26 protein-coding genes are annotated in these 25,242 nt (G+C 69.8%); 21 read left to right on the forward strand and 5 right to left on the reverse strand.

What is annotated here, in order from left to right; genetic code table 11:
* The first annotated feature begins 165 nt into the window (after positions 1 to 165).
* From CACI_RS05325 to CACI_RS05360, 8 genes are all read left to right on the forward strand, one after another.
* Complete coding sequence (locus CACI_RS05325) at positions 166 to 597, forward strand: DUF4234 domain-containing protein (RefSeq protein ID WP_012785294.1); 432 nt, start codon at positions 166 to 168, stop codon at positions 595 to 597.
* A gap of 155 nt (positions 598 to 752) precedes the next feature.
* A complete protein-coding gene (locus tag CACI_RS05330) occupies positions 753 to 1,322 on the forward strand; it encodes an AAA family ATPase (protein ID WP_223297462.1) in 570 nt (189 codons plus the stop codon).
* Between the two features lie 49 nt (positions 1,323 to 1,371).
* Positions 1,372 to 1,905, forward strand: a complete 534-nt coding sequence (locus CACI_RS05335) for a CGNR zinc finger domain-containing protein (protein WP_012785296.1) — start codon at positions 1,372 to 1,374, stop codon at positions 1,903 to 1,905.
* A 419-nt stretch (positions 1,906 to 2,324) separates the two neighbouring features.
* On the forward strand, positions 2,325 to 3,197 hold the full coding sequence (locus tag CACI_RS05340; RefSeq protein WP_012785297.1) for an alpha/beta fold hydrolase: 873 nt from the start codon (positions 2,325 to 2,327) through the stop codon (positions 3,195 to 3,197).
* The gene (locus CACI_RS05345) at positions 3,187 to 3,888 is read left to right on the forward strand and encodes an alpha/beta hydrolase (protein ID WP_012785298.1); all 702 of its coding nucleotides are present in this window, start codon (positions 3,187 to 3,189) and stop codon (positions 3,886 to 3,888) included. Before CACI_RS05340 ends, CACI_RS05345 begins: the two co-directional genes overlap by 11 nt.
* Positions 3,881 to 4,594, forward strand: coding sequence for an SDR family oxidoreductase (locus tag CACI_RS05350; RefSeq protein ID WP_012785299.1), 714 nt, complete (start codon positions 3,881 to 3,883; stop codon positions 4,592 to 4,594). The genes CACI_RS05345 and CACI_RS05350 overlap by 8 nt, the downstream gene beginning before the upstream one ends.
* A gap of 165 nt (positions 4,595 to 4,759) precedes the next feature.
* Positions 4,760 to 5,599, forward strand: coding sequence for a tryptophan 2,3-dioxygenase (locus CACI_RS05355; RefSeq protein WP_012785300.1), 840 nt, complete (start codon positions 4,760 to 4,762; stop codon positions 5,597 to 5,599).
* Between the two features lie 157 nt (positions 5,600 to 5,756).
* Positions 5,757 to 6,740: an aldo/keto reductase gene (locus CACI_RS05360; protein WP_012785301.1), complete on the forward strand. Its 984-nt coding sequence runs from the start codon at positions 5,757 to 5,759 to the stop codon at positions 6,738 to 6,740.
* Between the two features lie 84 nt (positions 6,741 to 6,824).
* On the opposite strand, the gene CACI_RS05365 is transcribed toward CACI_RS05360, so the two are convergent.
* A complete protein-coding gene (locus tag CACI_RS05365; protein ID WP_041540071.1) occupies positions 6,825 to 7,865 on the reverse strand; it encodes an extracellular catalytic domain type 2 short-chain-length polyhydroxyalkanoate depolymerase in 1,041 nt (346 codons plus the stop codon).
* A gap of 123 nt (positions 7,866 to 7,988) precedes the next feature.
* Entirely contained in the window at positions 7,989 to 9,614 is a 1,626-nt protein-coding gene (locus CACI_RS05370; RefSeq protein WP_041540072.1) for an FAD-dependent oxidoreductase, read from the reverse strand.
* A gap of 163 nt (positions 9,615 to 9,777) precedes the next feature.
* Here CACI_RS05370 and CACI_RS05375 point away from each other — a divergent pair, with 163 nt between their 5' ends.
* The 10 genes from CACI_RS05375 to CACI_RS05420 all read left to right on the forward strand — a co-directional run bounded on the left by CACI_RS05375 (position 9,778) and on the right by CACI_RS05420 (position 18,971).
* Positions 9,778 to 10,914 carry a SchA/CurD-like domain-containing protein gene (locus tag CACI_RS05375; RefSeq protein WP_012785304.1) on the forward strand — a complete coding sequence of 379 codons (1,137 nt, stop codon included), beginning with the start codon at positions 9,778 to 9,780 and terminating at the stop codon, positions 10,912 to 10,914.
* 143 nt (positions 10,915 to 11,057) lie between these two features.
* On the forward strand, positions 11,058 to 11,564 hold the full coding sequence (locus CACI_RS05380) for a cupin domain-containing protein (RefSeq protein WP_012785305.1): 507 nt from the start codon (positions 11,058 to 11,060) through the stop codon (positions 11,562 to 11,564).
* The gene (locus tag CACI_RS05385) at positions 11,561 to 12,826 is read left to right on the forward strand and encodes a beta-ketoacyl-[acyl-carrier-protein] synthase family protein (RefSeq protein ID WP_012785306.1); all 1,266 of its coding nucleotides are present in this window, start codon (positions 11,561 to 11,563) and stop codon (positions 12,824 to 12,826) included. The genes CACI_RS05380 and CACI_RS05385 overlap by 4 nt, the downstream gene beginning before the upstream one ends.
* Positions 12,823 to 14,076 carry a beta-ketoacyl synthase N-terminal-like domain-containing protein gene (locus CACI_RS05390; protein ID WP_012785307.1) on the forward strand — a complete coding sequence of 418 codons (1,254 nt, stop codon included), beginning with the start codon at positions 12,823 to 12,825 and terminating at the stop codon, positions 14,074 to 14,076. Before CACI_RS05385 ends, CACI_RS05390 begins: the two co-directional genes overlap by 4 nt.
* Before the next feature lie 92 nt (positions 14,077 to 14,168).
* On the forward strand, positions 14,169 to 14,420 hold the full coding sequence (locus CACI_RS05395; protein ID WP_012785308.1) for an acyl carrier protein: 252 nt from the start codon (positions 14,169 to 14,171) through the stop codon (positions 14,418 to 14,420).
* Between the two features lies 1 nt (position 14,421).
* On the forward strand, positions 14,422 to 14,877 hold the full coding sequence (locus CACI_RS05400) for an SRPBCC family protein (protein ID WP_012785309.1): 456 nt from the start codon (positions 14,422 to 14,424) through the stop codon (positions 14,875 to 14,877).
* A 5-nt stretch (positions 14,878 to 14,882) separates the two neighbouring features.
* Complete coding sequence (locus CACI_RS05405; protein WP_012785310.1) at positions 14,883 to 15,218, forward strand: TcmI family type II polyketide cyclase; 336 nt, start codon at positions 14,883 to 14,885, stop codon at positions 15,216 to 15,218.
* Between the two features lie 54 nt (positions 15,219 to 15,272).
* On the forward strand, positions 15,273 to 16,982 hold the full coding sequence (locus CACI_RS05410) for an acetyl-CoA carboxylase carboxyl transferase subunit (RefSeq protein ID WP_012785311.1): 1,710 nt from the start codon (positions 15,273 to 15,275) through the stop codon (positions 16,980 to 16,982).
* Positions 16,979 to 17,590: an acetyl-CoA carboxylase biotin carboxyl carrier protein gene (locus CACI_RS05415; protein ID WP_012785312.1), complete on the forward strand. Its 612-nt coding sequence runs from the start codon at positions 16,979 to 16,981 to the stop codon at positions 17,588 to 17,590. Before CACI_RS05410 ends, CACI_RS05415 begins: the two co-directional genes overlap by 4 nt.
* A 1-nt stretch (position 17,591) precedes the next feature.
* On the forward strand, positions 17,592 to 18,971 hold the full coding sequence (locus tag CACI_RS05420) for an acetyl-CoA carboxylase biotin carboxylase subunit (RefSeq protein WP_012785313.1): 1,380 nt from the start codon (positions 17,592 to 17,594) through the stop codon (positions 18,969 to 18,971).
* On the opposite strand, the gene CACI_RS05425 is transcribed toward CACI_RS05420, so the two are convergent.
* Together CACI_RS05425 and CACI_RS05430 are read right to left on the reverse strand one after the other, a co-directional pair.
* The gene (locus tag CACI_RS05425; RefSeq protein ID WP_012785314.1) at positions 18,949 to 19,410 is read right to left on the reverse strand and encodes a GNAT family N-acetyltransferase; all 462 of its coding nucleotides are present in this window, start codon (positions 19,408 to 19,410) and stop codon (positions 18,949 to 18,951) included. The two genes, CACI_RS05420 and CACI_RS05425, sit on opposite strands and share 23 nt — an antisense overlap.
* A gap of 56 nt (positions 19,411 to 19,466) precedes the next feature.
* Positions 19,467 to 22,226 (reverse strand): LuxR C-terminal-related transcriptional regulator, encoded by a 2,760-nt coding sequence (locus CACI_RS05430; protein ID WP_012785315.1) that lies wholly within the window; start codon positions 22,224 to 22,226, stop codon positions 19,467 to 19,469.
* A 353-nt stretch (positions 22,227 to 22,579) separates the two neighbouring features.
* On the opposite strand from CACI_RS05430, the gene CACI_RS53440 reads away from it, so the two are divergent.
* Positions 22,580 to 22,705, forward strand: coding sequence for a hypothetical protein (locus tag CACI_RS53440; RefSeq protein ID WP_012785316.1), 126 nt, complete (start codon positions 22,580 to 22,582; stop codon positions 22,703 to 22,705).
* Positions 22,705 to 23,580 (forward strand): thioesterase II family protein, encoded by an 876-nt coding sequence (locus CACI_RS05435; RefSeq protein WP_012785317.1) that lies wholly within the window; start codon positions 22,705 to 22,707, stop codon positions 23,578 to 23,580. Before CACI_RS53440 ends, CACI_RS05435 begins: the two co-directional genes overlap by 1 nt.
* 48 nt (positions 23,581 to 23,628) lie before the next feature.
* On the opposite strand, the gene dhaM is transcribed toward CACI_RS05435, so the two are convergent.
* Positions 23,629 to 24,339 carry a dihydroxyacetone kinase phosphoryl donor subunit DhaM gene (dhaM, locus tag CACI_RS53825; RefSeq protein WP_012785318.1) on the reverse strand — a complete coding sequence of 237 codons (711 nt, stop codon included), beginning with the start codon at positions 24,337 to 24,339 and terminating at the stop codon, positions 23,629 to 23,631.
* Between the two features lie 60 nt (positions 24,340 to 24,399).
* Between dhaM and CACI_RS05445 the strand changes: the two genes are divergently transcribed.
* Complete coding sequence (locus CACI_RS05445) at positions 24,400 to 25,173, forward strand: IclR family transcriptional regulator (protein WP_012785319.1); 774 nt, start codon at positions 24,400 to 24,402, stop codon at positions 25,171 to 25,173.
* Positions 25,174 to 25,242: the final 69 nt, after the last annotated feature.

The following is a 25,242-nucleotide window of genomic DNA, read 5'->3' on the forward strand; positions in this document are numbered from 1 at the left end:
ATCAGTTGCTATGGAACGGCGGTTGAACGGAGACTGACGCCGTCTTCGAATTCCCGGTAATTTCGCCGAACCTCTGGATGGAAGCCCGTGAGCTGCGCGATGATCGCTCGGCGCCACAGGGAGAACCCTGCGGGCGTGTTGCGTTTAATCGGGAGAGGAATTCGGATGCCGCAAGGTGCGGTCGGTAAGAAGCGTCAGCCCTGGGGTGTGTGGGGACTGTCGCTCATCACGATCGGAATCTACTACTACGTGTGGTGGTACAAGGTCAACCGTGAGACTCGGGACTTTGACAGCCGCATCACGGTGAACCCGGCTTTGTCGGTGCTCGCCTGGATTCCGGGTTCGTATCTGGTGATTCCGCCGTTCGTGTCCGCCTTCCGGACCGGCAAGCGCATCTCGCAGGCGCAGGTCGCCGCCGGGCTGCCGGCGACGTGCAACGGCGGGCTGGGCATCCTGCTCGCGATCCTGGCCAGCACGCACACCGTGTACTACCAGGGCCAGATGAACAAGATCTGGGACAGCTACGAGGGCGCCGCCGAAGGCACCGTCGTGCCGCACCGCAGCGAGAGCGTGCCGCAGGGGCAGCACATCGCCTAAGCGGTCCCTCAGCAATACTTCGCCCCGGCCGATCCTCACCGGCCGGGGCGAACGCGTTGCGGCATAACGGCTCAGAGAAGCGGTGACCAGCGAAGCCGCTGAAAATGTGTGGGGACTGCGCCGATCGGGCGCTACCGTTACCATCCATGGCTCGTTTGATCGTCGTCACCGGGATCCCGGCGTCGGGCAAGAGCACGGTCGCCGCGGTGCTGGCGCAGCGCTGCGCTCGGGGCGTAATTGTTGATGGCGACACGATCCGCGCGATGGTCGTCAGCGGGTGTGTCGACATGTCACGGGAACCAAGCGCGGAGGCGTTGTGGCAACTCCGGCTGCGCTATCAGGCTTCGCTCGCAGTCGCCGGCGTCTACTTGCAGGCGGGCTTCGATGTTGTCTTCAACGACAACGTCCTCGGGCCGTTGCTCGACGAACTGCCCGGTCTGGTGCCGTGCGACCGCTTCCACCTCGTCGTGCTGAACCCTTCCCCCGAGGTCATCCGTGACCGCGACCGGCAGCGGGCGAAAACCGCGTACACCGCCGAGAACGGCAAGTTCGACTGGCTTCGCGACGTCCTCACGAAGGAGACGCCGCGCCTCGGCCTGTGGCTCGACACCTCCCGTCAAACCCCTGACGAGTCAGCCGACATCATCATCGCGAAACTCGACGAATCCCTGATCTTCACTGATCCCAGGGACGGCATAACTTCCTTCATGGGCTTTACCGGTTAGGGGGAAGTGTGTGAAGATAACCCTCCAAGGGGCGCTAGGAGGTTAGACAGTGTCGACGACGGCCATGACGGCGGCGGTGCCCGCCGACGAGCAGCTGCTACTGAACCTGCTCAACACCACTCCGGTGATAGACGGCCGTGAGCTGGACGAACTCGGCGACCTCGCGTCCGCGCGACGGTGGCTGGCGGCCAACGGACTGGAGAAGTCCGAGAGCGAGTGGCGAGGCCTGCTCGAGCTGAGGCCGATCCTGCAGGCGATCGTTCGCGGCGAGCAGAGCCCGCGAGCACTCGCGCCCTTCCTGGAAGGCGTCGGCTACTCCCCGCGCGCCACCCCCGAAGGTCTCGACTGGGCACTGCACGCCCCCGAAGGCCGCATCACGGCGGCGAAAGCCGTGCTGGCCTGGGACGCGCTCCGCATCTCCAGCCCCGGCCGGCTCCGAGCCTGCGCGAACACCGAGTGCCAGCTGTTCCTGATCGACCGGAGCAAGCCGAACAGCGCCAAGTGGTGCTCGATGGCCGTGTGCGGAAACCGCATGAAGGCGCGGCGGCACTACCACCGTGCAGGTGAGACGGCGGAGGCGTAGAGCGTGCGCTGATTGGTAGCTGGTCTGGCGAGGCGGTGCAGCCGCAGCCGCCGCAGCGCACGGAAAACTCGGCGAGACCACGTCTGGGCGCGCCGGACGATCGCCCTCGACGCGGTGTCGGTCGTGGGCGATCGGCTTGCCGTAAGCGCAGCGCATGGCAAGGCAACGGTGTGCTCAGGCTTGGAGCTCCGCCGTTTTTCCGCCCTGCTGCCAATCCGCGCACGCTCTGAGTCCGCAACCAGCCCGAATCTTTCGACAGCGAGCGAGCCCGCAGCCCTTTTTGCTGCGGGCTCGCTCGCTGTGTGGCGTGCGCTGGTGTCGGCAGGTTTTCGCCTCTAACCCTTAAACTCGTCTTGACAGGTTAGGCGGAGCACGCTTGACTGAGACCTGTCAGCAAGAGCGGTCAAGGGAGATGCGAAATGAGTAACGGCGTGAACTACCGATCCGCCCAGGTCGACGGGCTGAAGGTCTTCTACCGCGAAGCCGGACCGGCGGATGCCCCGACCGTTCTGCTGCTCCACGGCTACCCGAGCGCCGGGCACATGTTCCGTGACCTGATCCCGCGGCTCGCCGGCCAGTACCGGGTCATTGCTCCGGACCTGCCGGGCTTCGGCCAGTCGGACATGCCCGACCACAAGGAGTTCGAGTACACCTTCGAGCACATCACCGACGTCATCGACCGGTTCACCGAGGAGATCGGTCTCGACCGGTATGCCGTCTACGTCTTCGACTATGGCGCGCCGACCGGCTTGCGCCTGGCGGCCCGGCATCCGGAGCGGATCACGGCGATCATCTCCCAGAACGGCAATGCCTACGAGGAAGGACTCAGCGACAGCTGGGCACCGCTGCGCGCCTACTGGCAGGACAAGTCGCAGGCCAACCGGGACGCGCTGCGCGAGTTCCTCTCCCCGGAGACGACCGTGTGGCAGTACACGCACGGCACTCCCGAGTCCGCGACGGTTTCCCCGGACGGATACAGCCTCGACAACTACTACCTCGCGCGCCCCGGCGCCGACGAAGTCCAGCTGGACCTGATGGGCGACTACACCAGCAACGTGGAGCTGTACCCGGCCTTCCACGAGTACTTCCGCACGCACACGCCGCCGCTGCTCGCCGTGTGGGGACAGAACGACCCCTTCTTCCTGCCGGCCGGCGCCGAAGCCTTCCGCCGCGACAACCCCAACGCGACCGTGCGCCTGCTCGACACCGGCCACTTCGCGCTCGAGACCCACGTCGAGGAGATCGCCGACGCGATTCTCGAGTTCCTGGGCGGGGTTGACTATGAGCACTGACAACCTCACGGTCGTCCTGGCTCACGGCGCTTGGGCAGACGGCTCCAGTTGGGAAAAGGTAGTCAGCGCCTTGGAATCCGCGGGCGTCTGTACCATCGCCGCTCAGCTTCCGCTGACCTCGCTCGACGACGACGTGGCGGCGCTGGATCGCACCATCGAGCACGTCGAGGGACCGGTCGTGCTGGCCGGACACGCCTACGCCGGCGCCGTCATCGCCGCCTCCCGAGCCGCGAACGTCCGCGCGCTGGTCTACGTCGCGGCGCTCGCCCCGGACGAGGGCGAGACCGTCGCCGACATCCTCGGCCGCGTCGCGCCCCACCCGGCGGCGCCGGCGCTGGCGCCCGACGCGCACGGGCTGATCTGGCTCCCCGACGAAGCGTTCCCCGCGGCCTTCGCGCAGGACGCCACGAGCGAGGAACAGACGTATCTGCGGGCTGTGCAGCAGCCGATTTCCGTTGCGTGCATCACGGTTCCGGTCGGTCGTCCGCTGTGGAAGGACGTGCCTGCCTGGTTCCTCATCGCCCAGAACGACCGCATGATCCCGGTCGAGAACCAGCGCTTCATGGCTGAGCGGATGGGTGCCACGGTCAGCGTGCACGCGGTGGACCACGTTCCGCTGCTCACCGCACCGACGGTCGTCGCCGACGTGCTGCTCGACGTCGTGGAGAAGGTCGGTGGGAATCATGGCTGAATCACTGCGGGATCGGACCGTCGTCGTCATCGGCAGATCGAGCGGCATCGCCCGCGCGATCGCGGATTCGGCGGTGTCGGCCGGCGCGCGGGTCGTCGTCGCCGGACGCAATCCCGAGGCGCTCGCCGACGCTTACGAGGGCAAGCTCCGCGCCGAGCGCGTCGACGTCACCGATGACGCGTCGATCGCGAGCCTTGCCGCCACGCTGGGACCCGTCGACCATCTCGTGAGCACCGCCTCGGCGCGTGCTCGCGGCGTCCTGGGCGACCTCGAGCGCGCCGACGTCCTGAACTCGCTGAACACCAAGGTCCTCGGGCCGCTGATGCTCGCCAAGCACTTCGCGCCGCAGATCGCCGAGGACGGCTCCTTCACGCTGTTCTCCGGCGTCGCGGCGTTCAAGCCGGCGGTCGGCTACCTCGGCGTCGCGATCACCAACGGCGCGGCGGACTTCCTCACGCGCTGCCTCGCGTTGGAGCTGGCGCCGATCCGGGTCAACGCGATCGCACCCGGCGTGATCGACACCGGCGCTTGGGACGCGATGGGGGAGGAGGGCAAGCAGGCGTACTTCGACCACTTCCGCACCCACAATCCGGCGCGGCGGATCGGCACCTCGCAGGACGTCGCCGACGCGGTCCTGTTCGCGATGACCAACCCCTTCCTCACCGGCGTTACGCTGCGCGTCGACGGCGGCGAGCCGCTGACCTGAGGGTCGGTGAGAACCGCCGCGGAACCGCACCACTTGCCGTTCCGAACATCCTCATCGCATCATGGATGCGGGCCGACCGGCGGTGTGCCGAGCGGTCCGAGGGGACCGGCGCTCCGATGAGGTTGGGCGGACCGCTACCCGGCAGCCGCTCTCAAGGATGTGCCGATGTCCTCCGTTTCGCAGCAGTCTGACGTGCTCGCGCCCCGATACGACCTCGGGGGCACGACCCCCTATGACGATTACATCCGGGCCTCCGCGCTGGCGGGCCTGCAACAGACCCGCACCGATGATCCCGGTGAGATGGCGTTCCTCGTGACCAGCCAGGTCATGGAGTTGTGGTTCAAGCTCCTGGTGCACGAGTGGCAGACCGCCGGCGCGGCTCTGCGTGACGACGACCTGCCCACCGCGATGACCGCCCTCGGCCGCAGCCTGGACGAACTGCAGGCGTTGAACGCCTCCTGGCTGCCGCTCGCGCGCCTCACCCCGACGCAGTTCAACGCCTATCGCCCCGCGTTGGGCGACGGCTCGGGCTTCCAGTCCGCGATGTACCGGCGGCTGGAGTTCGTGCTCGGCGAGCGGTCGGCGTCGATGCTCGTGCCGCACGCCGGCACGCCGGGCATGCAGGCGGAGCTGAAGCAGGCGCTGGGCGAACCGAGCCTGTACGACGAGGTGCTGCGGCTGCTGCACCGTCGCGGCTACCCGATTCCGCAAGCAGTTCTCGACCGGGACCTCGCTCAGCGCTACGCGGGCGACCCGGCGGTGGAGCAGATCTGGGCCGAGATCTACGCCGCGCCGGAGCGTGAGCCGGAGCTGGTCCGCCTCGGCGAGACGCTCACCGACGTCGCCGAGGCGATATGGCGATGGCGCGGCGACCATCTGATGGCGACGCGCCGCGCGATGGGCGCCAAGGTCGGGACCGGCGGCTCGTCGGGGGTGGCGTGGCTGGCCAAGCGCGCGGACGCGCTGATCTTCCCGGAGCTGTGGACGGCGCGGAGCCGGGTCTGACGGCGTCTGAGCACCGCCTGGCAGCGTCCGCGTACGTGGGCCGCTCACGTAGGCCGCTCACGGCTCGAGGCGCTCGCGCTCCGTCATCAAGGTTTTACGACTTCGGATGGCTAGCATGGCCAGTGCAAGTGGCTCAGCCAGAGGAAGGCCTTGTCAGATGGAAAAGCGAGTCCTGGGCCGGACCGGCCGGCAGGTCGGCGTGATCGGTCTCGGTGCGTGGCAGCTGGGTGCGGACTGGGGTGAGGTGGCCGAGGACGACGCGCTGGCCACGCTCTCCGCCGCCGTGGACGACGGGGTGTCCTTCCTGGACACCGCCGACGTCTACGGCGACGGACGGAGCGAGCAGCTGATCGGGACGTTCCTGAAGTCGCGCCCCGGTGCGGACCTCACGGTCGCCACGAAGATGGGACGCCGAGTCCCGCAGGTCCCGGAGGCGTACACGCTGGACAACTTCCGCGCGTGGAACGACCGCTCCCGCAAGAACCTGGGGGTCGACACCCTCGATCTGGTGCAGCTGCACTGCCCGCCGACGCCGGTGTACTCCAGCGACGAGGTCTTCGACGCACTGGACACCCTGGTCGACGAAGGCCGCATCGCCGCCTACGGCGTGAGCGTCGAGACCCGCGCCGAGGCGCTGACGGCGATCGCCCGCCCCGGCGTGGCAAGCGTGCAGCTCATCTTGAACATGCTGCGCCTCGGCCCGCTCGCCGATGTGCTCCCCGCCGCCCGCGAGGCCGGCGTCGGCATCATCGCCCGCGTCCCCCTCGCCAGCGGACTCCTGTCCGGCAAGTACGACGAGCACACCACCTTCGCCGAGAACGACCACCGGAACTACAACCGCCACGGCGAAGCCTTCGACGTCGGCGAGACCTTCTCAGGCGTCGACTTCGCCACCGGCCTGCAGGCGGTACGCCGCCTGGCGCCACTGGTCCCCGAGGACGTCACGATGGCGCAGTTCGCCTTGCGCTGGATCGTGGACCAGCCCGGAGTCAGCGTGGTCATCCCCGGCGCCCGCAACCCGAAGCAGGCCGCCGGAAACGCGGCTGCGGCGGCCGTGGCGCCGCTGTCCGAGGCGGATCTGGCTGCGGTGCGCGAGGTGTACGACGAGCTGATCGCGCCTCAGATCGGCGAGCGCTGGTAGCTGGTAGAGCTGGTAGCCGGCTGCGGTTCGGGGTCTGGTGGTTGCCACCAGACCCCCCGCGGCGAACCAGCCATTAGACCGGCCTCACCCGCCGAGCGCATCCACCATGTTCATGATGCTCTCGATCTGCGCGCCGCCCTGGATCGGGTAGTTGGTGGCGCCGAGGTAGCCCCACCAGTCCCAGCAGCCTAGGGGGTTGCTGGCGCCGGTGGTGGCTTGCGGGTAGAGGACGATCATGTTGTTGGTGTCCGCGTACTGGTTGAGGTTGGCCTCGTCGACGAAGGCGGTGCCGACGGTGTCGTAGCCCTGATCGCAGCCGTGGAGGGCGACGAGGAGCCGGCAGGTCGAGCCGGTGGCGCAGGAGTGGGGGACGTAGGAGAACCCTGCGCTCGACAGGTCCAGGGCGCCGGCTGAACCGCCGAGGGCGTAGGCGTTCTGGTTGAACCGGGTCAGGGTGCCGGTCAGTGGGCCGGTGTTCTCGGCGGTGACTGAGCCGAGCAGGGCGGTCAGCATGTCGTGCTCGGGGTCGGTGCCGCAGTTGTTCAGGTACGGGGAGCCGGTCGTGCCGCAGGAGTTGGAGCCGTACGGCGTCACCCAGGCGTGCCCGGCTCCGGTGCCGGTGACCGAAGTGACGTGTGCGCCGAAGTGGGAGAAGAAGCTCGCGCCGTCCTTGCTCACGGAAGCGGCGATGGCAGTGTCCTGCGAACCGTGGTACACCCACACCGGCCGTCCGGACAGGTGGCTGATCGGGTCGATCCAGCCGTAGGCGGACCAGAGTGAGGCGTCGGCTTCCAGGGTGCTGAGATAGTCCGGGTAGGTGTTGGCCGCGCAGCCGTACAGAGCCTCGGCGGCGTTGTTCTCAGCGCAGTAGTACGGACCGGCGCCGAACACCGCGGTGCCCTTGATCCGGCTGGAGTAGGCGACCTGCAACTGCCCGGCCATGTAACCGCCGGAGGAGATCCCGGCGACGTAGACCCCTGATATTTGGTGCCCGGACAGGCTGCCCGCCACCGGACTCACGGTGTGGAGCCCGCCGCTCGCCGACGCCTGCGTGGTCGGCACAGCCATCGCTGCGAACAGTGTCAGAGCCCATAGTGCCGCCCACCGCCGTGTGACACGCAGCATGCGCACGCTTCTCACCACGGCCTCCCCTCCGTCTTGTCCCGCCGATGTTTCGGGGAACGTAGCTCCGGAGGGGAGGGCCAGCCATGTGCGTGCACACCATAACGACCGTGGCGCTTGTGGGATCTAGCTGAGGCTCAACACCTCGCGCAGCACACCCTGCAACTCGGACTGGCGATCCAGGACGCCGTCCGTCGAGCGCCACGCGACGAATCCGTCCGGGCGGACCAGCACCGCGCCGTCCGGTCCGATGCCGTACGAGTTCTGCCAATCGACGCCGTCCTGGTCGCCGAACCGATGGCAGTTGATCGGCACACCCGTCTCGCTGGCCGCCGATGCCGCAGCCACGCGCCACGCGCTGTCCTTCCCGGAAAGCAGGACCGGCCTCCGCTCGAACAAGTCGATCGTGGAGATTCTCGCAGTATCCTGATCCACCTCGCCCTGATTCAGCCACAGGTGCGGAGCCCTGGTCCCGGGCTCGCCGGTCGCGGCGAAGTGTTCCGGGACGATAGGCGCCTTCGCGTCCGCGCCGACCATCGCACCCGAGGTGTACCGGTACCCGAGCGCCACCGGCAGCACCGAGGAGCGGCCGCCGCCGCCACCGCCGACCGGGGGAGCGTCGAAGCCCGGGTGGCTGTGCTCCGCCGAGCGCAGGGCAGCTCGCGAGGCGGTCTCCACGGCTACCGGCTGGCGCTCGATCCCGTAGGTGTTCAGCAGCCCGGGACCTGCCCAGCCGGACAACACCGCGGAGAGCTTCCACGCGAGGTTGTGCGCGTCCTGGATCCCGGTGTTGGACCCGAAGGCGCCGGTGGGCGGCATTTCGTGCGCCGAGTCGCCGGTGAGGAAGACCCGGCCGTCGTGATAGCGGTCGGCGACGCGCTCGGCCGCGTGCCACGGCGCCCTGCCGGTGATCTCGACCGGCAGTTCGGGGACGCCGGCGGCCGCACGGATGTGCGCCGCGCACCGCTCGTCGGTGAAGTCCTCGATCGTCTCGCCGCGGTCGGGGTGCCACGGGACGTGGAAGACCCAGTGCTCGCGGTTGTCTACCGGGAGCAGCGCGCCGGCGCCCTGCGGATGGGTCAGGTAGCAGGCGATGAACCGGCGGTCGCCGACCACATGGGCGAGCTGCTCGGCGCGGAAGGTGACGCTGATGTTGTGGAACAGGTCGCCGCGTCCGCTCTGGGTGATGCCGAGCTGCTCGCGGATCGGGCTGCGCGGACCGTCGGCGGCGACCAGATAATCCGCGTGGACCGTGCTGCTGCGTCCGGTGGAACGGTCCAGCAGTTCGGCTGTGACACCGTCGTCGTCCTGTTCGAACGAGACCAGCTCGGTGCCGAAGCGGACCTCGCCGCCGAGCTTCTCCGCGTGCCGCAGGAGTACCGGTTCCAGGTCGTTCTGGCTGCACAGGCACCAGGACGCCGGGCTGAAGCCGGCCGTCTTGCCGCCGGGGTCGATCTGCCGGAAGAGCCACTCCTGCTCGCTGCCGGCGAGCGTGTGCGCTTGCAGGATGCCGTGGTTGTCGCGCAGGACGGACGCGGCGCGGCGGATGTCGTCCTCCATTCCGGCGACGCGGAACAGCTCCATGGTCCGCAGGTTGTTGCCGCGGCCACGCGGGTGGTGCGAGGTCCTCGCGTGCCGCTCGACCAGCAGGTGCCGGACGCCGAGGCGGCCGAGGAACACCGACATGGACAGGCCCACGAGGGAGCCTCCGACCACGAGTACCGGTATCCGTTGCTCACTGCGCTGCTTCACGGTGCGGCTCCATTCCTGGCGTTGCCGGGGGGATCTGTTCTCTGGCTAATTGACCACGAGCACGACGATTGCGCGAATTTCGCCCGGATGGCTGTGAATCGTCGCGCGGTCCGGATACCTCGGAAACGATCTGGTGTCAGGCAACCGGAAAGTGAGACAGCCCATGGCCCAGACAGCTCCCGTCCTCGACGAGCGCGCCCGACCGACCGACTCCCGCTTGCGAGTCGTCCTTCTGCTGGACGTCCATGACGGCGAGCAGCAAAGCTTCCTTGAGGCGTACGAGCAGATGCGCTACCAGGTCTCGGCAGTGCCCGGGCACCTGACCGACCAGCTCTGCCAGTCCACCGACGACCCGCTGCGCTGGCTCATCACCAGCGAGTGGGAGGCACCCGAGCCGTTCCTGTCCTGGCTGGACAGCGCGGAGCACCGGGAGATGGTCAGGCCTTTGAGCAAGTGTGTCCGAGACACCAGATCCCTGCGTTTCACAGTGTTCCGCGAGACGTTCGGAGCGCAGAGCGTCGACAGCGTCCTGCCGCCCCGGGAGCGCAAGGGAACCGGTCCCGTCGCCCTCGGTCCCGGCCCGGACGGCATCATCCGGCACGCGCTCACCTTCAACGTGAAGCCGGGCAGCGAGCAGACCGTCGCCGACATCCTCGCCGGCTACACCTCCCCGGCGTCCCAGGTGGACGAGACCACGCGGCTGGTCCGCACCTCGCTGTTCATGCGGGGCAACGAGGTGGTCCGTTCGGTGGAGGTGATGGGCGACCTGGTCGCCGCGCTGCGCCACGTCGCCGCGCAGCCCGAGGTGCGGGCGGTCGAAGAGGCGATCAACCCCTACCTGGAGCAGGCCCGGGATCTGAACGACCCGCTGGCCGCCCGGGACTTCTTCATGCGCGCGGCGCTGCCTGCCGTGCACCACCACGCGCGCGCCGGCAAGCCCACCAAGAAGGCGGAGCCGCAACGCTTCGCCTACACCTACCCGGCGCGCTCGGGCTGCGGCGCGGCGATCGCCGAGTTCCTGGCCCGCCAGGACCGTGCCGCGATGGACGACCCCAAGTCCCCGCTCGTGCGCAGCACCGTGTTCCAGCGCGAGGACCGTGTGGTCCGGATGGTCGACATGACCGTGCCGGCGACGACGGACCCGGCGACGGCGCTCGGCGTCATGAGTCCGCGCGCCGGCGCCGTGCTGGCCCGGCTGATCCGGACGCCGCCGGACCTGCGCGACGACGACGGCCGCCGCGCGGCGATGGCGAACTGGGAGCTGACGACGATCACCGACCGGCGCTCGCCGCAGGCCTGACGCCTGAGCACGCCCGAGCACGCCCCAGCACGCCCCAGGGCGGCCCAGAACGCCCAGCCACCTCAGCACGCCCAAGCACACCCGAAAAGAAGAACGCACCCGACGTCCGTCCGGGTGACCTCAAGCGCGAGGGGAAGATCGTCGTGACCACGCACCTGCCTGTTGTCGTCAACGTCGCCGACGCGCCGTCGAACCGCCGCCGCGGCGGTGATCTGCGGGCGATGCTCACGCCGTCCGCCGTCGGCGCGACGAGCGGCTTCATGGGACTGGCCATCGTCGAGCCGGGCGAGCGCATCGGCGAGCACTACCACCCCTACTCCGAGGAGTTCGTCTTCGTCGTCTGCGGCGAGCTGATGGTCGATCTGGACGGCGTGCCGCAGCCGCTGCACGCCGACCAGGGCATGATGATCCCGATCGGCATGCGCCACCGGTTCCGCAACGTCGGCACGACCGAGGCGCGCCTGGTGTTCCACCTCGGTCCGCTGGCTCCGAGGCCGGAGCTCGGCCACGTGGACACCGAGCAGACCGAACAGACCGAACAGACCGAACAGATCAAGCAGGCCGAACAGACCATCGAGCAGCCGGTCCACCGGCACGTCGGCCAGCCGCCGCACGCGGACGCGCCCGAACCCGCGGAGGCCGTCCGATGACCCGTCGCGCGGCGGTGACCGGGATCGGCGTCGTGGCGCCCGGCGGGACCGGCGTCCGGGCGTTCTGGGACCTGCTCTCGGCGGGCCGCACGGCCACGCGCGGGATCACCTTCTTCGATCCCGAGGGCTTCCGCTCGCGCATCGCCGCCGAATGCGATTTCGACCCCGCCGCCAACGGCCTGACCGCCGAGGAGATCGAGCGCAACGACCGCTACGTCTGGTTCGCCCTGGCCGCCGCGGACGAGGCGATCCGGGACAGCGGCCTGGACCTGGCGGCCGCCGATCCGTGGCGGCTGGCGGTCTCGCTGGGCACCGCGGTCGGCGCCACGACCCGGCTGGAGCAGGACTACGTCAAGGTCAGCAGCGCAGGCGTTGCCTGGGACGTCGACCACCGGCGCGCCGAGCCGCACCTGGAGCGCGCCTTCATGCCGAGCACCCTGGCCTCGGCGGTCGCCGAGCGCTTCGGCGCCGCGGGCCCGGTCCAGACCGTCTCCACCGGCTGCACCTCCGGTCTGGACGCCGTCGGCTACGCGGCGCTGGCGATCGAGGAGGGGCGGGCCGACGTGGTGATCGCAGGAGCCTGCGACTCGCCGATCTCGCCGATCACCGTCGCCTGCTTCGACGCCATCAAGGCGACCTCGGCGCGCAACGACGACGCCGAGCACGCCTCCCGGCCCTTCGACGCGAGCCGGGACGGCTTCGTGCTCGGCGAGGGCGGCGCCGTGCTGATCCTGGAGGAGCTGGAGCAGGCGCGCCGCCGGGGAGCGCAGATCTACGCGGTGCTCGGCGGATTCGCCACCTTCGGCAACGCCCACCACATGACCGGGCTCACCCGCGAGGGCCTGGAGATGTCCCAGGCGATCGACCGCGCTCTGGACCACGCCCGCCTCGACGCCGCGGACGTGGACTACGTCAACGCCCACGGCTCGGGCACGAAGCAGAACGACCGCCACGAGACCGCCGCGGTCAAGCGCTCGCTGGGCGAGCACGCGTACCGGACCCCGATGAGCTCCATCAAGTCCATGGTCGGCCATTCCCTCGGCGCCATCGGCGCGATCGAGCTCGCCGCCTGCGCGCTGGCGCTGCACCACGGCGTCGTCCCGCCGACCGCCAACTACAGCGAGCCCGATCCGGAGTGCGACCTGGACTACGTCCCGGGCAGCGCGCGCGAACTTCCGCTGCGCCACGTGCTCTCGGTCGGCAGCGGCTTCGGCGGCTTCCAGTCCGCCGTCGTGCTCAGCCGGGAGGAGGTGGCGTTATGAACAGGTCCCAGGCTCGCCGGCGGGCGGCGGTAACGGGAATCGGCGTCGTCGCTCCCAACGGCGTCGGCACCGACCAGTACTGGAAGGCGACGTGCGAGGGCACCTCCGTGCTTGCTCCGATCGACCGCGAGGGCTGCGAGCAGTCCCCGCTGCGGATCGCGGGCCTGATCAAGGGATTCGACGCCGCGCAGTTCGTCGAGGAGCGCATTCTTGTCGCGACCGACCGGTTCACGCACTACGCGCTGGCCGCCGCCGGTCTGGCGCTCGCCGACTCCGAGCTGCCGGTCGATGCCGAACGCGACGCGGACGACCCCTTCGGCATCGGCGTGGTCACCGCGGCCGGCTCCGGCGGAGGCGAGTTCGGTCAGGGCGAGCTGCAGCAGCTGTGGAGCCAGGGTCCGCATCATGTCGGGCCGTACCAATCCATCGCGTGGTTCTACGCGGCGAGCACCGGACAGATCTCCATCCGTGGCGGCTTCAAGGGACCCTGCGGCGTGGTCGCCAGCGACGAAGCAGGCGGTCTGGACGCGCTCGCGCACGCTGCCCGCGATGTCGTTCGGGGGACGACCGCGGTCGTGGTCGGCGCGGCGGAGGCGCCGATCGCTCCGTACTCGATGGTGTGTCAGCTCGGCTATCCGGAGCTGAGTACCGCCACCGATGCCAAGCGTGCGTATCTGCCCTTCACCGAGCAGGCGAGTGGATTCGCCCCCGCCGAGGGCGGAGCGTTCTTCGTCCTCGAAGACGAGGCGACCGCGCGCGCTCGGGGCGCCCGGATCAGGGCGGTGCTCGCCGGTCACGGAGCGACCTTCACCGGCGCGTCCCGTTGGGCGGAATCGCGGGACGGGCTCGCGCACGCGATGCGCGGCGCGCTCGCCGAGGCGAACTGCGCGCCGGAGGAAGTGGACGTCGTCTTCGCTGACGCGCTCGCCGTGCCCGATGCCGACCGCGCCGAGGCGCTGGCGCTCGCGGACGTGCTGGGCAAGCACGCCGCCCGCGTCCCGGTGACCGCTCCCAAGGCGGGCATCGGACGCGCCTACTGCGGCGGCTCGGCGCTCGACACTGCATCCGCCGCCCTGTGCTTGGAACAAGGGCTGATTCCCCCTACTCCCAACGTTTCCGGCTGCGCGTACGACCTCGACCTGGTCACCGGTTTCGCCCGAGCCGCCGCACCGCGCACCGCCCTGGTGCTGAGCAGGGGTCTGATGGGCTCCAACTCCGCGGTGCTCCTCAGGCTCGGCTCCGAGTCCTGACCAGCCTGAGAAGGCTGACCAGCCAGATGAACCCGACAAGCCAGATGGACCCGACAAGCGTCCCGGCAGGGACCCGACCGAGGAGCGATCCCTTGTCTGTCGAACTGACCTCCAACGACCTCGCCACGCTCTTGAAGCAGAAGGCCGGCGTCACGATCGACCCGATCGACCTGGACCGGCCGGGCGCCACGTTCGAGGACTTCGGCGTGGACTCTCTGGGCCTGCTGGCCGTCGTCGGGGAGTTGGAGAACCGCCACGGCCTGTCGATGACGGCTGCCGAGTCCGCCAAGTCCTCCGCCGAATTCCTGAACACCGTCAACCTCTCCCTGAAGAAAGGCTCCTGAGATGCCCGGGCACACCGACAACACCGTCGTCATCAACGCTCCGCTGGATCTGGTGTGGCAGGTCACCAACGATCTGGAGAACTGGCCTTCGCTGTTCAGCGAGTACGCCTCGGTGGAAGTGCTGGACCGCACCGGCGAGCGCACGCGCTTCCGGCTGACGATGCACCCCGACGAGAACGGCCAGGTCTGGAGCTGGGTCTCCGAACGCGAGACCGACCGCGAGGCGCAAGCCGTCCGGGCGCAGCGGGTCGAGACCGGTCCGTTCGAGTTCATGAACATCCGCTGGGAGTACAGCGAGGTCCCGGAGGGGACCAGCATGCGCTGGGTCCAGGACTTCGCGATGAAGCCGAGCGCGCCGGTCGACGACGACGGCATGACCCAGCGGATCAACCACAACTCCCGCATCCAGATGGATCTGATCCGCGAGAAGGTCGAGAAGCGCGCGGCGGAGGTGTGAGCGACGTGCACCGTACTCTCATCGTCGCGCGGATGAAGCCGGACTCCGCGCACGGCATCGCCGACATCTTCGCCGACTCCGACCGGAGCGAGCTGCCGGAGCTCATCGGGGTGCGCGGCCGCAGCCTGTTCCAGTTCGGCGACGTGTATCTGCACCTGATCGAGTCCGACCGGCCGGCCGGGCCGGAGGTGGCCCGGCACAAGGGACATCCGGAGTTCCGCGCGGTCAGCGAGCGGCTGGCCGCGTACGTGGACGCGTACGACCCGGAGACCTGGCGCGACCCGAAGGACGCGATGGCGCGCGAGTTCTATCGCTGGGACCGCGGCGCTGGCTCGGGCTGAACGCACTGATCGCCACCGTGCTGTTCCGGAAGTTTCGCGAGAGGAGGACTGGCCATGACCGCCATCGACGGTCCGCCGGACGTTGTCGCGCCGAATTGGGTGCGGTGTGAGGGCTGCGCCGGACTGCTCTACGCGAAGCGCTTCGCCAGGATGCTGAAAGTCTGCCCGGAGTGTTCGCGGCACGGTCGGCTGACCGCGCCGGAGCGGCTCGAGCAGCTGCTGGACCCCGGTTCGGCCGAGCCCATCTTCGGCGGCCGCACCGTGCATGACCCGCTGGAGTTCGTCGACAGCCGACCCTATCCGGAGCGGCTGCGGGACGCCAGGGCGGACACCGGGCTGTCCGACGCCGTGGTCTGTGCCAGCGGCCTGATCGAGGGGCAGCCGGTCGTCGTCGCGGCGATGGACTTCCGGTTCCTCGGCGGCAGTCTCGGCTGCGCGGTCGGCGCGATGATCACGCAGGTCGCGGCGACCAGCATCGCTCGCCGCGTCCCGCTGCTGGTGGTGGCCGCCTCCGGCGGCGCCAGGATGCAGGAGGGCGCGCTGTCGCTGATGCAGATGGCGAAGACCGCGCAGGCGTTCGCGGAGTTGGACGAGGCCGGGATCCTGACGATCTCGTTGATCACCGACCCGACGTACGGCGGCGTCGCGGCCTCGTTCGCGACGCTGGCCGACGTGATCTTCGCCGAGCCCGGCGCGCGGATGGGCTTCGCCGGACCGCGGGTGATCGAGCAGACGACCGGCGAACGCCTTCCGGAGGGATTTCAGACTGCTGAGTTCCTGCTGCGCCACGGGATGGTCGACGACGTCATCCCGCGTGCCGGTCTGCGGTCGGCGCTGGGCCGGCTGCTGAGTCTTCGCGGATCGGACCAGAGCCCGCCCTCGGCTGCCGGCGCGGTCGGATCGGTCGTGCGGGCGCCGGAGGAACTGACCGAACTCGCGCCCTGGGAGACGGTCCGCCTGGCGCGGCATCCCGAGCGTCCGAGTACGCCGGACTACATCCGGCACGTCGTCGACGAATTCCAGGAACTGCACGGCGACCGCCTCGCCGAGGACTGCCCGGCCATCGTCGGCGGCACCGGCTTGATCGCCGGCATCCCGGTGATGCTGATCGGCCACCACAAGGGCGGTCGCGATCTCACCGAGCGGCGGCGCCGGCGGTTCGGCATGGCGACGCCCGCCGGGTACCGCAAGGCGGCGCGGCTGATGCGGATGGCCGCCAAGCTCGGTATGCCGGTCGTCACCCTCATCGACACGCCGGGTGCGAATCCGGGTCCTGATGCCGAACGCGCCGGACAGGCGGTCGCCATCGCCGAGAACCTGCGGCTGATGGCCCGGTTGCCGGTACCGATCGTCGCCGTGCTGATCGGCGAGGGCGGCAGCGGCGGGGCGCTGGCCCTGGCCGTCGCCGACCGGGTTCTGGTCAGCGCCAACGGGATCTACTCGGTGATCAGCCCGGAGGGCTGCGCCGCGATCCTGTGGAAGGCGCCGGAAGCCGCGACGACGGCAGCCGCCGCGTTGCGCGTGCGAGCCGGCGATCTGCTGCGGCTCGGCATCGTCGACGGGGTCGTCCCCGAGCCGCCGGACGGCGCGCACCGGGACTGTGCCGGGGCGGCGACCTTGTTGGAGAGCGCTCTGAAGACGACTCTTCGAGAGCTGATTCCCTGGGACCCGCAGCGGCTGATCGCCGAGCGCAGAGACCGTTTCCACCGCTTCGGGACCGAAGGGGTCGAGCAGGTGGAACCCGAGGAGAGGAGCAGGCCGTGACCACCGAGGTCAGAGATGAGTCCGCCAAGAACGGCGTGGTGCGCAGGCACTCGGCGGGCATGATGCGCCCCGCGGCGGTCACGGCGGTCGGCGCGGAGCTGGCCGACCTGGAGGCGATGTGCCACCACATCGCCGATCTCGCGCGGACCCGGACGGAGGCGCCGAGCCGGATCCGGGTGGAGCACTTGGGGACGGCGCTGGAGATCGAGTGGCCCTCGCCGGTGGCGAAGGTCGTCTCGGCGGTCGGTGCCGGTCCTTATCGTGGTCCTGATTCCGGAAGCCACGGCTCTGGTCCCGGTGCGACCGAGGCGGCGGAATCGGCTGCCACGCACACGGATCCGCCGGTCGCCGACGACGGACTGCAGCGTGTGTGCGCCCCGATGATCGGCACGTTCTATCACTCGCCGGAGCCCGGCGCCCCGCCGTTCGTGGCCGTCGGCGACACCGTCGTGCCCGGTCAGCAGATCGGGATCCTCGAGGTGATGAAGATGATGAGCCCGGTCGAGGCGCACATCGCCGGGATCGTGCGGGAGATCCTCGTCCCCGACGGCGGCTCGGTGGAGTTCCAGCAGCCGCTGCTCGCCGTCGAATCGGTCGGTGGCCGCTGACATGTTCAAGACCGTGCTGATCGCCAACCGGGGTGAGATCGCCCTGCGCGTCGCCCGAACCTGTCGGGAGCTGGGCATCCGCACTGTGGCAGTGCACTCCACCGCGGACCGGGAGTCCGCGGTGGTGCGTTTCGCGGACGAGTCCGTCCACATCGGCCCGCCTTCGGCGAAGGCCAGCTACCTGCACATGCCGTCGATCATGGAGGCGGCACTGCGCACCGGCGCCGACGCGATCCACCCCGGTTACGGGTTCCTGTCCGAGGATCCGGACTTCGCAGAGGTCTGCCAGACGCACGGCGTCACGTTCATCGGTCCGCCGCCGCACGTCATCGAGAAGCTCGGCGACAAGGCTTTGGCCCGGCGGCTGATGGCTGAGGCCGGGCTGCCGGTGCTGCCGGGCTCCACCGGCGCGGTGAACGGTCTGGCGGAGGCACGGAAGGTCGCCGAGCGGATCGGATATCCGTTGATCCTCAAGGCCGTCGCCGGCGGCGGAGGCCGCGGGATCGCCGTGGTGCGCGCCGCCGATCAGCTGACGCAGGCTTACCGCGAGACGTGCGCACACGCTCGTGCAGTCTTCGGCGATGAGCGCCTATATATAGAGCGCTTCGTCGAGGACGCGCGCCATATCGAGGTGCAGGTGTTGTGCGACCGTCACGGCGGCGCGGTCCATCTCGGCGAGCGGGACTGCTCCGTCCAGCGCCGCTATCAGAAGCTGATCGAGGAAGCGCCGGCGCCGAATCTGCCCGACGAGCTTCGCCAGCAGATGTGCGCCGCAGCCGTGCGCGGCGCGCTGGCCGTCGGCTACGTCGGGGCGGCGACCTTCGAGTTCGTGGTGTCCTCCGACGGCTCGTTCCACCTCATGGAGGTGAACTGCCGCCTGCAGGTGGAGCATCCGGTCACCGAGATGAGTACGGGGATTGATTTGGTGCGGGAGCAGCTGCTCATCGCGGCCGGGCGTCCGCTGAGCGTCCGTCAGGAAGACCTCGCGCCGCGCGGTTGGTCGATCGAGAGCCGGGTGAACGCCGAGGACCCGGAGCGGAACTTCGCACCGACCCCCGGGCTGCTCACCGAGTTCATGCCACCCGGCGGACCCTTCGTCCGCGTGGATTCGCACGCGTATCCCGGCTGGCTGATGGGCCCGGACTACGACTCGCTGCTGGCCAAGACGGTCGTGTGGGCGCCGGATCGCGAACAGGCGATAGCCCGCATGGACCGCGCTCTCGGCGAGTTCCGCGTCGAAGGACAGGGACTTCGGACGACTATCGGCTTCCTGCGCGAGATCCTCGCCCATCCCGCGCACCGTGCGGGCACCCACACGACCGGGTTCGTCGCCGAGATGCGGACCGAGACGGCGGCTGTCAGGGGCGGGCCTGGTAGTTGAGCTCTCCCAGCGGCCAGTCGTCGGTCAGCCAGGTCGAGACCGCTGTGTACAAGGGCTCGTCCAGCTCGGCGTGGCTGGCGCGGACCCAGGAGTGCACGTCGGTGACGCGGTTGTCGCTGCGCAGGGGGTAGATGTAGACGCAGCCGATGACGTCGCCGTCGGCGGTGTCGAGCACCGTGTAGGTGAAGCCGCGGCGGTGGACGAAGTCGGCGGCGTGGCGTTCCAGGTCGGCCAGGTTCGCCTCCAGGCTCATTCCGTCGGCGGGCGGCCAGCTCCAGTCCGCGAAGCCCGGGCTGGCCTTGATGTGCTCGATGCTGGAGGTCCAGGCGGCGTGGTCGGCGGCGTTGTGCTGCGGGCCCAGCGGTTCCAGCCGGAACCGCGGGGTGATCAGCTCCGTGGGGACGATGAAGTCGTCGGGGACGAGGGCGTGGTCGGTCATGGGCCGAGGCTACGACGTGAGGGCGAGCCGGGCTGAACTGGCGACGGCCGTTCGGATCAGCTCCGCGCCTCGGCGTCCAGGACCGTCCGGATCAGCGCCGCCCGGCTCGACACCCCCAGCTTCCGGTAGATCTGGCCGAGGTGGGCGTCGACCGTCCGGCGGCTCAGGAAGAGCGTTTCGGCGATCTGCCCGCTCGTGACGCCGGTGCTCGCCAGGGCGGCGATCTCGCGCTCGCGCGCGGTCAGTCCGGCCAGGGCGTCTGTCGCTTCCCGCTCGGCCACCTTCTCGGTGAGGCGGGTGCGCTGCCTGGTCGTCTCGCTGATCAACAGGGTCGCCTCGCACTGCTCGGCCAGGCTGGCGGCGCGGTCGAGCCATTCCTGGGCCTGCTTGTGGTCTCCGAGGGCTGCTGCGAGCGCGGCTGCCGCCGACAGGGTTCGGCAGATCTCGATGCGCTCGCCGCTCGCTGTGAAGCTCTCGATGGCTTGCTGGGCGCTGGCGAGGGCGGCTTTGAGGTCGTCGTTCATCGTCTGGGCGCGCATGCGGGCGCGGAAGGCGAAGGCTCTGTTGCTGGGAGAGGAGATGCGTTCGAGCGAGTTCTCGGCGAGTTCGGCCCAGCGGTCGGCGGCCGCGTGGTCGTTCTCGTACATCGCCACCTCGGTGAGGGTGTCGCAGGACCTTGTCTTGCGAGCGGCGATCAGGTTGGGCATGTCCGGGCCGCCCACTGCCTCCAGCAGCAACCGTCCCGCGCGGGACGGGTCGCCGGCCGCCAGGACGATCTCGGCGCGGCGGCAGCGGACCACGACCGCCCACACGGTGGTGCTGCCCTCGGCCCAGGCCACGGCGCGGTCGGCCCAGGCGAGGGCTTGTTGCGGCGCGTCGCTGACGCCGGTGAACAACAGGGCCAGCGCGCGGATGATCGCGAGGATGGCCTTGGTCGCCGGGTTCTCGGCGCTCTCGACGTACACGTCGGCCTCGTCGAGGGTGACCAGGGCGCGTTTCACGCTGCCGGCGCGGACTTGGGTGTCCGCCAGGGATTTCAAGATCATCGGCAGGACGTAGTTCTGTCCGCTGTGCCGGGACAGCGACGCGCCGCGGATCAGGTGGCGTTCGGCGTCGGCGAGCCGGGACATCATCGATTCGCTCAGGCCGAGTTGGTAGACGGCCTCGAGGTTCTTCAACAGTGCGGCGTCCGAGGCGGCGTCGACGAGTTCGGCAGCCTGGGTCAGGGAGGTCTCGGCGGCGTCGAGGTCGTCGGAGGACAGGTAGGCGAGCGCCGCCTGGGCCTTCGCCAGCGCCTCGCCGACGAGATCGAGGCTGCCGTGGGCCAGCGCGGCGGCGGTGTCGGCGTGCAGTTGGGCGCGCACGTAGTCGCCTTGGTCCAGGGCGTTGTCGGCTTGCATGCTGTGCAGCGCGGCGGCCGAGGAGTCGTTGCCGGGGACGGCTGCCAGGCCGGAGCGGACGATCGCGGAGGACTCGGACAGCCGGCCGAGTTGGCGTTCGAGGCGTCCGGCGACGGCGACTGCCGTGAGGTCGCCGGAGGGCTGGTCCACCATCGCGGTCAGCGCGTGCAGCAGGGTGCGGCCTTCGGAGGCTTGTCCGGTCAGCAGGCGTGCGCGAGCCAGGAGGACCTGGATCTCGCGCCACTCCGGGGAGTCCTCCGGAAGCTGCGGGAGCGCCGCCTGGAGGTACCTCGCGGCGTCGGCGGGAGCCGTGTGGATGCTGAGGCGGGCAGCGGTGATCAGGGTCGCTGTGTGCTCCGGGCGGCTGGGGTCGGCGGCGTGCGTGAGGTGGTAGGCGCGGCGGGCGATCGGCGCGGACTGGCTGGCCAGCACGCTTTCGGCACGCAGGTGGATCGCGATGCGCGAGCCGGGGTCGATGCGGCGGTAGACGACCTCGCCGACCGCGGGGTGGCGGATGGCGAAGCGGGCGATCGTGCCGGTCGTGCGGACGATGTCGAGCCGGGTCAGGGAGTCCAGGGCGTCGAGGGCTTCGGCGGCAGAGAGTTCGGCGACGGCGGCGATCAGCTGCGGGTGCGACGGTTCCCTGAGGACGGCGAGGGTTTGCAGCGTGGTCAGGGTTCTGGGGTCCAGGTCGGCGAGTTCTCCGACGACGGCGCGGGCGGCGTCGGCGTGCGGGTCGCCGTCGGCGCTCAGGATCCTGAGGTACTGCGGGTTGCCGCCGGACGCGCCGTGGACGGCGTCGAGGTTCGGCAGGTCGCCGACGAGTTCGCGGGCCTCGTCCTTGGACAGCGGGCCCAGTTCCCAGACGTCGAGCAGGTCCGCGGCCTCGGCGCGGGAGACGGCGGCGGCCACCGCCGGGGCGAGCTGGCGTCGGCGGTAGGCCAGGAGCAGGAGGGTCGGGGCGTCGGCGGCCGACCAGATGAGGCGTTCCAGGGCGGGCAGGTGGTGCGGGGATATGCGGTGGAGCTCGTCGGCGGCTATGACCACGGCGTCGCGGGACTTCGGTTTGGTCCTGGCGTCGGCGCGGGCGACGCCGTTCGCGTTTCTGTTCGAATTCGCGTTTGTGTGTGCGTTCGCGTTCGCGGCTGCGCCGGCGTCGGCTGAGGTGGTCGCGGTGGCCGCGATCGTGTCGCAGAAAGCCGGTCCCAGGACTTGGATTCCGGCCGCGCGGGCGCGGGCTGCGAGGTAGGTGACCAGAGTGCTTTTCCCTATGCCCGGCTCGCCGGCCAACGCGATCGCCCGTCCGCGGCCCGCCCGGAGTTGGTTCAGGGCACCGTCCAGTGCGCTGACCTCGGCGGTCCTGCCTATCACCTGGCGTGGGCGGTCTGCGGTGCTGCGATCTCGGGCTGTGGGCATGGGGCCTCCTGGAACGATCTACAGCAAATGTAGTCCACTGATTCGCCGTCACCATATGTCAGCAGTCTTAGCAAAACGGTTCGTGGCATGGCGGGGTTCACCAGCTTGTGACTCATATCGCACGGAGTCCACCGCTAGGCATATCAGAGCTCTTGGCACAACTACCTAGATCCGGGCCGTGGTGAGGTCCAGTAGTTGTACCGATGCGCCGCCGGTCGATCCGCACTTCACTGGGTCTGCGCGGTCGCCGCTTCGGGCGTCGGCACCACCATTTACCCCTATCCCGTCGCCACACGCTCGGTGCCCAGAAAGTCCGCCCGGCGCCCGTCTGATCCGGCCCCGAGGAGTCTGACATGCCCGTCTGCACAGGTCACGACACATCCGGCCGCGCCACCGTGCGTGCCGCCGGCGAGATCCGGTCGACCCGGCCGACGTGGAGCGGGCCTCTGGTCGGGCCGCACGAGCTCGTGGCGGCCTGATGACCATGACCGCCACCGGCACCACCACGGGCCTCACCTCAGCAGTCGGCACGCCCGCGAAGAGCGCGAACACCACCGCGAACACCGCCGCCGCCCCCACCCCGTCGGCGCCCTCTGCCCCCTCCGACACCACCGCCGACCAGGCCCGATGGCTCCGCCACCTGAACCGCCGCACCGGCGGCATCAGGCTCTTCTGCCTCCCCGACGTCGGAGCCGGCGCCACCACCTTCCGCGGCTGGCCGGAACTCCTCGGCCCAGGCGTCGAGGTGACCGCCGTCCAACTCCCCGGCCGCGAGGACCGCATCCGCGACCGAGCCCACGAAAGCCTGGACGAGCTGCTCGACGAGCTGGTCCCGGTCCTGGCAGACGCCGTGGACGGCCCATACGCGCTGTTCGGACACAGCATGGGCGCACTGATCGCCTTCGAGGCAGCCCGGCGCTTGGTGGCACAAGGAGCGCCCGCACCACTCCATCTGTTCGCCTCAGCGCACGGCGCACCGCATGCTCCATATAGAGCCCGGTATGTCAGCAATCTGCCAGAGCCCGAATTCCGGCATGCAGTGGTTTCCCTTAACGGATTCCGCGAGGGCGCGCCGAAGGAGTCCGCGTTTCTCAGTTTGCTGCTGCCGACACTTCGCGCGGACTTCCGTTTGTGCGAGACGTACGAATTCGTCCCGGGCGCCCCGCTGCCCTGCCGCCTGACCGTCCTTACCGGAGCCGACGAGGACGTCTCGCCGTTGGATCTGGCTCTGTGGCGCGAGCTGCACACCGGCCGGTTCCGGATCCGCGTGATCGACGGCGACCGCGACTTCGTGGTGAAGCACCGGCGACAGGTCGCGGAGGTCGTGCGGGCGGGGCTTGCGGGGGAGTACTGAGCAGCGCTTTCTTTTGCTCGGCTTACTCGGCTTACTCGGCCTACTCTGCTACTCCACCTCGGCGAGGATCGCGGCGAGCGTTTCGACCGCCGCGTCGGCGTCGGGTCCTTCGGCGTGGACGGTGACTGTGCCGCCGGCGGTGGCGCCGAGGCTCATCACGGTCAGGACGCCGGTGGGGTTGACCGTTTTGCCGCCGTATTCGAGGCGGATGGTGCTGGTGAACTTCGCGGCTTCCTGAGCTAGGCGGCCGGCGGGGCGAGCGTGCAGGGTGGCCGGGAGGGTTACTTCGGACGTCGCGGTCTCGGCGCTGTTGGTCGCGGGCGCGTCTTGAGGCGTCGGCGGCACCGCGTCTTCGAGCTCCGACCCGCCCAGCTTCGCGATCCCGCGTGCCTGACGTGCCGCCTCGGCGACCGCGGCGAGGTCGGCGCCGGCGGCGGCGGTGACGGCGGCGGCCACGGCGCCTTCGACGAAGGGGGCATCGACGAGGAGGACGTCGGGGCGGGGGTCGTCCTCGAGGACGGTGAGGGTGGTCAGGACCGAGCTGCCCAGGTCGGGCAGGACGATCACGCCGGCGCCGCGGTCTGCTTCGGCGATGGCGGCGGCGATGCGCTCGTAGCTGGTGCCGAGTTCGCCGTCGTCGGTGCCGCCGGCTATGGCCACCGGGACGCGGTCGGAGGCGATCTGCGTCAAGAGTTCTCGCAGGCCCGCTGCCAGGTTGGCGCTGTGGGACACGAGTACGATGCCGGGGGACTGGTTCATGAACAGTGATGGTAGATCTCGGAACGCTGTTCATCAATACCGAATGCGAGGGTTCTGGCGATGGTGCAGTCGGTGCAGCGTGCGGTGCGTGTCCTGCGGGAGCTCGCCGCCGGTGGTCCGCGGCTGGGCGTGACCGAGCTGGCCGAGCGTGTCGGCGTCGCCAAGCCCACCGTGCATGCCCTGCTGCGCACGCTCGAGGGCGAGGGCCTGGTGGTCCAGGACTCCGAGACCGGCCGCTACCAGTTGGGCCCGGGACTGCTGCTGCTCGGCAACGCCTATCTGGAGACGCAGGAGCTGCGCGCACGCTCGCTGAGCTGGGCCGACACCCTCGCCACCCGGGCTGACGAGGCCGTCTGGGTGACGGTGCTGACCGGCGATCACGTCTTCGTCGTGCACCACGCGTTCCGTCCCGAAGGTGTCGTCCAGATCCTCGAGGTCGGCGCCAGCATCCCCTGGAACACCTGCGCGCTCGGCAAGGCGACCGTCGCGTTCCTGCCGCCCGAGCAGCGCAAGGCTTTGCTGGACGGCGACCTGCCGGCGCTCACCGGCGCCAGCGTCACCGACCCCGCCGCGCTGTCCCGCCAGTTGGACGAGGTCGGGCGCACCGGCCACGCGCTGGAGAACCAGGAATCGGCGCTGGGCGACGCCGGGATCGCCGCGCCGGTCTTCGACCGCACCGGGGTCGCCGGAGCCATCGGCATCATCGGCCCGGTCGAGCGCGTCCTGGACGACAGCGCACGTCAGGACCATATCGTCGCCGTACGCGAGGTCGCCCGGCAGATCTCGCGGGAGCTCGGCGCGGGACGTGGGAGCGCGCGGGTCCCGCGTCCCTGACCGGCACCGATCGCCCGCGGATCGACAGCTCCGCGGTCCTCGATCTCTTGACACCGCCGGATGCCGGGT

The organism is Catenulispora acidiphila DSM 44928 (assembly GCF_000024025.1).
Taxonomy (GTDB): domain Bacteria; phylum Actinomycetota; class Actinomycetes; order Streptomycetales; family Catenulisporaceae; genus Catenulispora; species Catenulispora acidiphila.

Coding starts and splice junctions, on each gene's coding strand:
- CACI_RS05325 (WP_012785294.1), top strand. CDS start 166: ATGCCGCAAGGTGCGGTCGGTAAGAAGCGTCAGCCCTGGGGTGTGTGG.
- CACI_RS05350 (WP_012785299.1), top strand. CDS start 3,881: ATGGCTGAATCACTGCGGGATCGGACCGTCGTCGTCATCGGCAGATCG.
- CACI_RS05390 (WP_012785307.1), top strand. CDS start 12,823: ATGAACAGGTCCCAGGCTCGCCGGCGGGCGGCGGTAACGGGAATCGGC.
- CACI_RS05420 (WP_012785313.1), top strand. CDS start 17,592: ATGTTCAAGACCGTGCTGATCGCCAACCGGGGTGAGATCGCCCTGCGC.
- CACI_RS05360 (WP_012785301.1), top strand. CDS start 5,757: ATGGAAAAGCGAGTCCTGGGCCGGACCGGCCGGCAGGTCGGCGTGATC.
- CACI_RS05400 (WP_012785309.1), top strand. CDS start 14,422: ATGCCCGGGCACACCGACAACACCGTCGTCATCAACGCTCCGCTGGAT.
- CACI_RS05445 (WP_012785319.1), top strand. CDS start 24,400: ATGGTGCAGTCGGTGCAGCGTGCGGTGCGTGTCCTGCGGGAGCTCGCC.
- CACI_RS05410 (WP_012785311.1), top strand. CDS start 15,273: ATGACCGCCATCGACGGTCCGCCGGACGTTGTCGCGCCGAATTGGGTG.
- CACI_RS05365 (WP_041540071.1), bottom strand. CDS start 7,865: ATGCTGCGTGTCACACGGCGGTGGGCGGCACTATGGGCTCTGACACTG.
- CACI_RS05340 (WP_012785297.1), top strand. CDS start 2,325: ATGAGTAACGGCGTGAACTACCGATCCGCCCAGGTCGACGGGCTGAAG.
- dhaM (WP_012785318.1), bottom strand. CDS start 24,339: ATGAACCAGTCCCCCGGCATCGTACTCGTGTCCCACAGCGCCAACCTG.
- CACI_RS05425 (WP_012785314.1), bottom strand. CDS start 19,410: ATGACCGACCACGCCCTCGTCCCCGACGACTTCATCGTCCCCACGGAG.
- CACI_RS05375 (WP_012785304.1), top strand. CDS start 9,778: ATGGCCCAGACAGCTCCCGTCCTCGACGAGCGCGCCCGACCGACCGAC.
- CACI_RS05435 (WP_012785317.1), top strand. CDS start 22,705: ATGACCATGACCGCCACCGGCACCACCACGGGCCTCACCTCAGCAGTC.
- CACI_RS05430 (WP_012785315.1), bottom strand. CDS start 22,226: ATGCCCACAGCCCGAGATCGCAGCACCGCAGACCGCCCACGCCAGGTG.
- CACI_RS05355 (WP_012785300.1), top strand. CDS start 4,760: ATGTCCTCCGTTTCGCAGCAGTCTGACGTGCTCGCGCCCCGATACGAC.
- CACI_RS05345 (WP_012785298.1), top strand. CDS start 3,187: ATGAGCACTGACAACCTCACGGTCGTCCTGGCTCACGGCGCTTGGGCA.
- CACI_RS05385 (WP_012785306.1), top strand. CDS start 11,561: ATGACCCGTCGCGCGGCGGTGACCGGGATCGGCGTCGTGGCGCCCGGC.
- CACI_RS53440 (WP_012785316.1), top strand. CDS start 22,580: ATGCCCGTCTGCACAGGTCACGACACATCCGGCCGCGCCACCGTGCGT.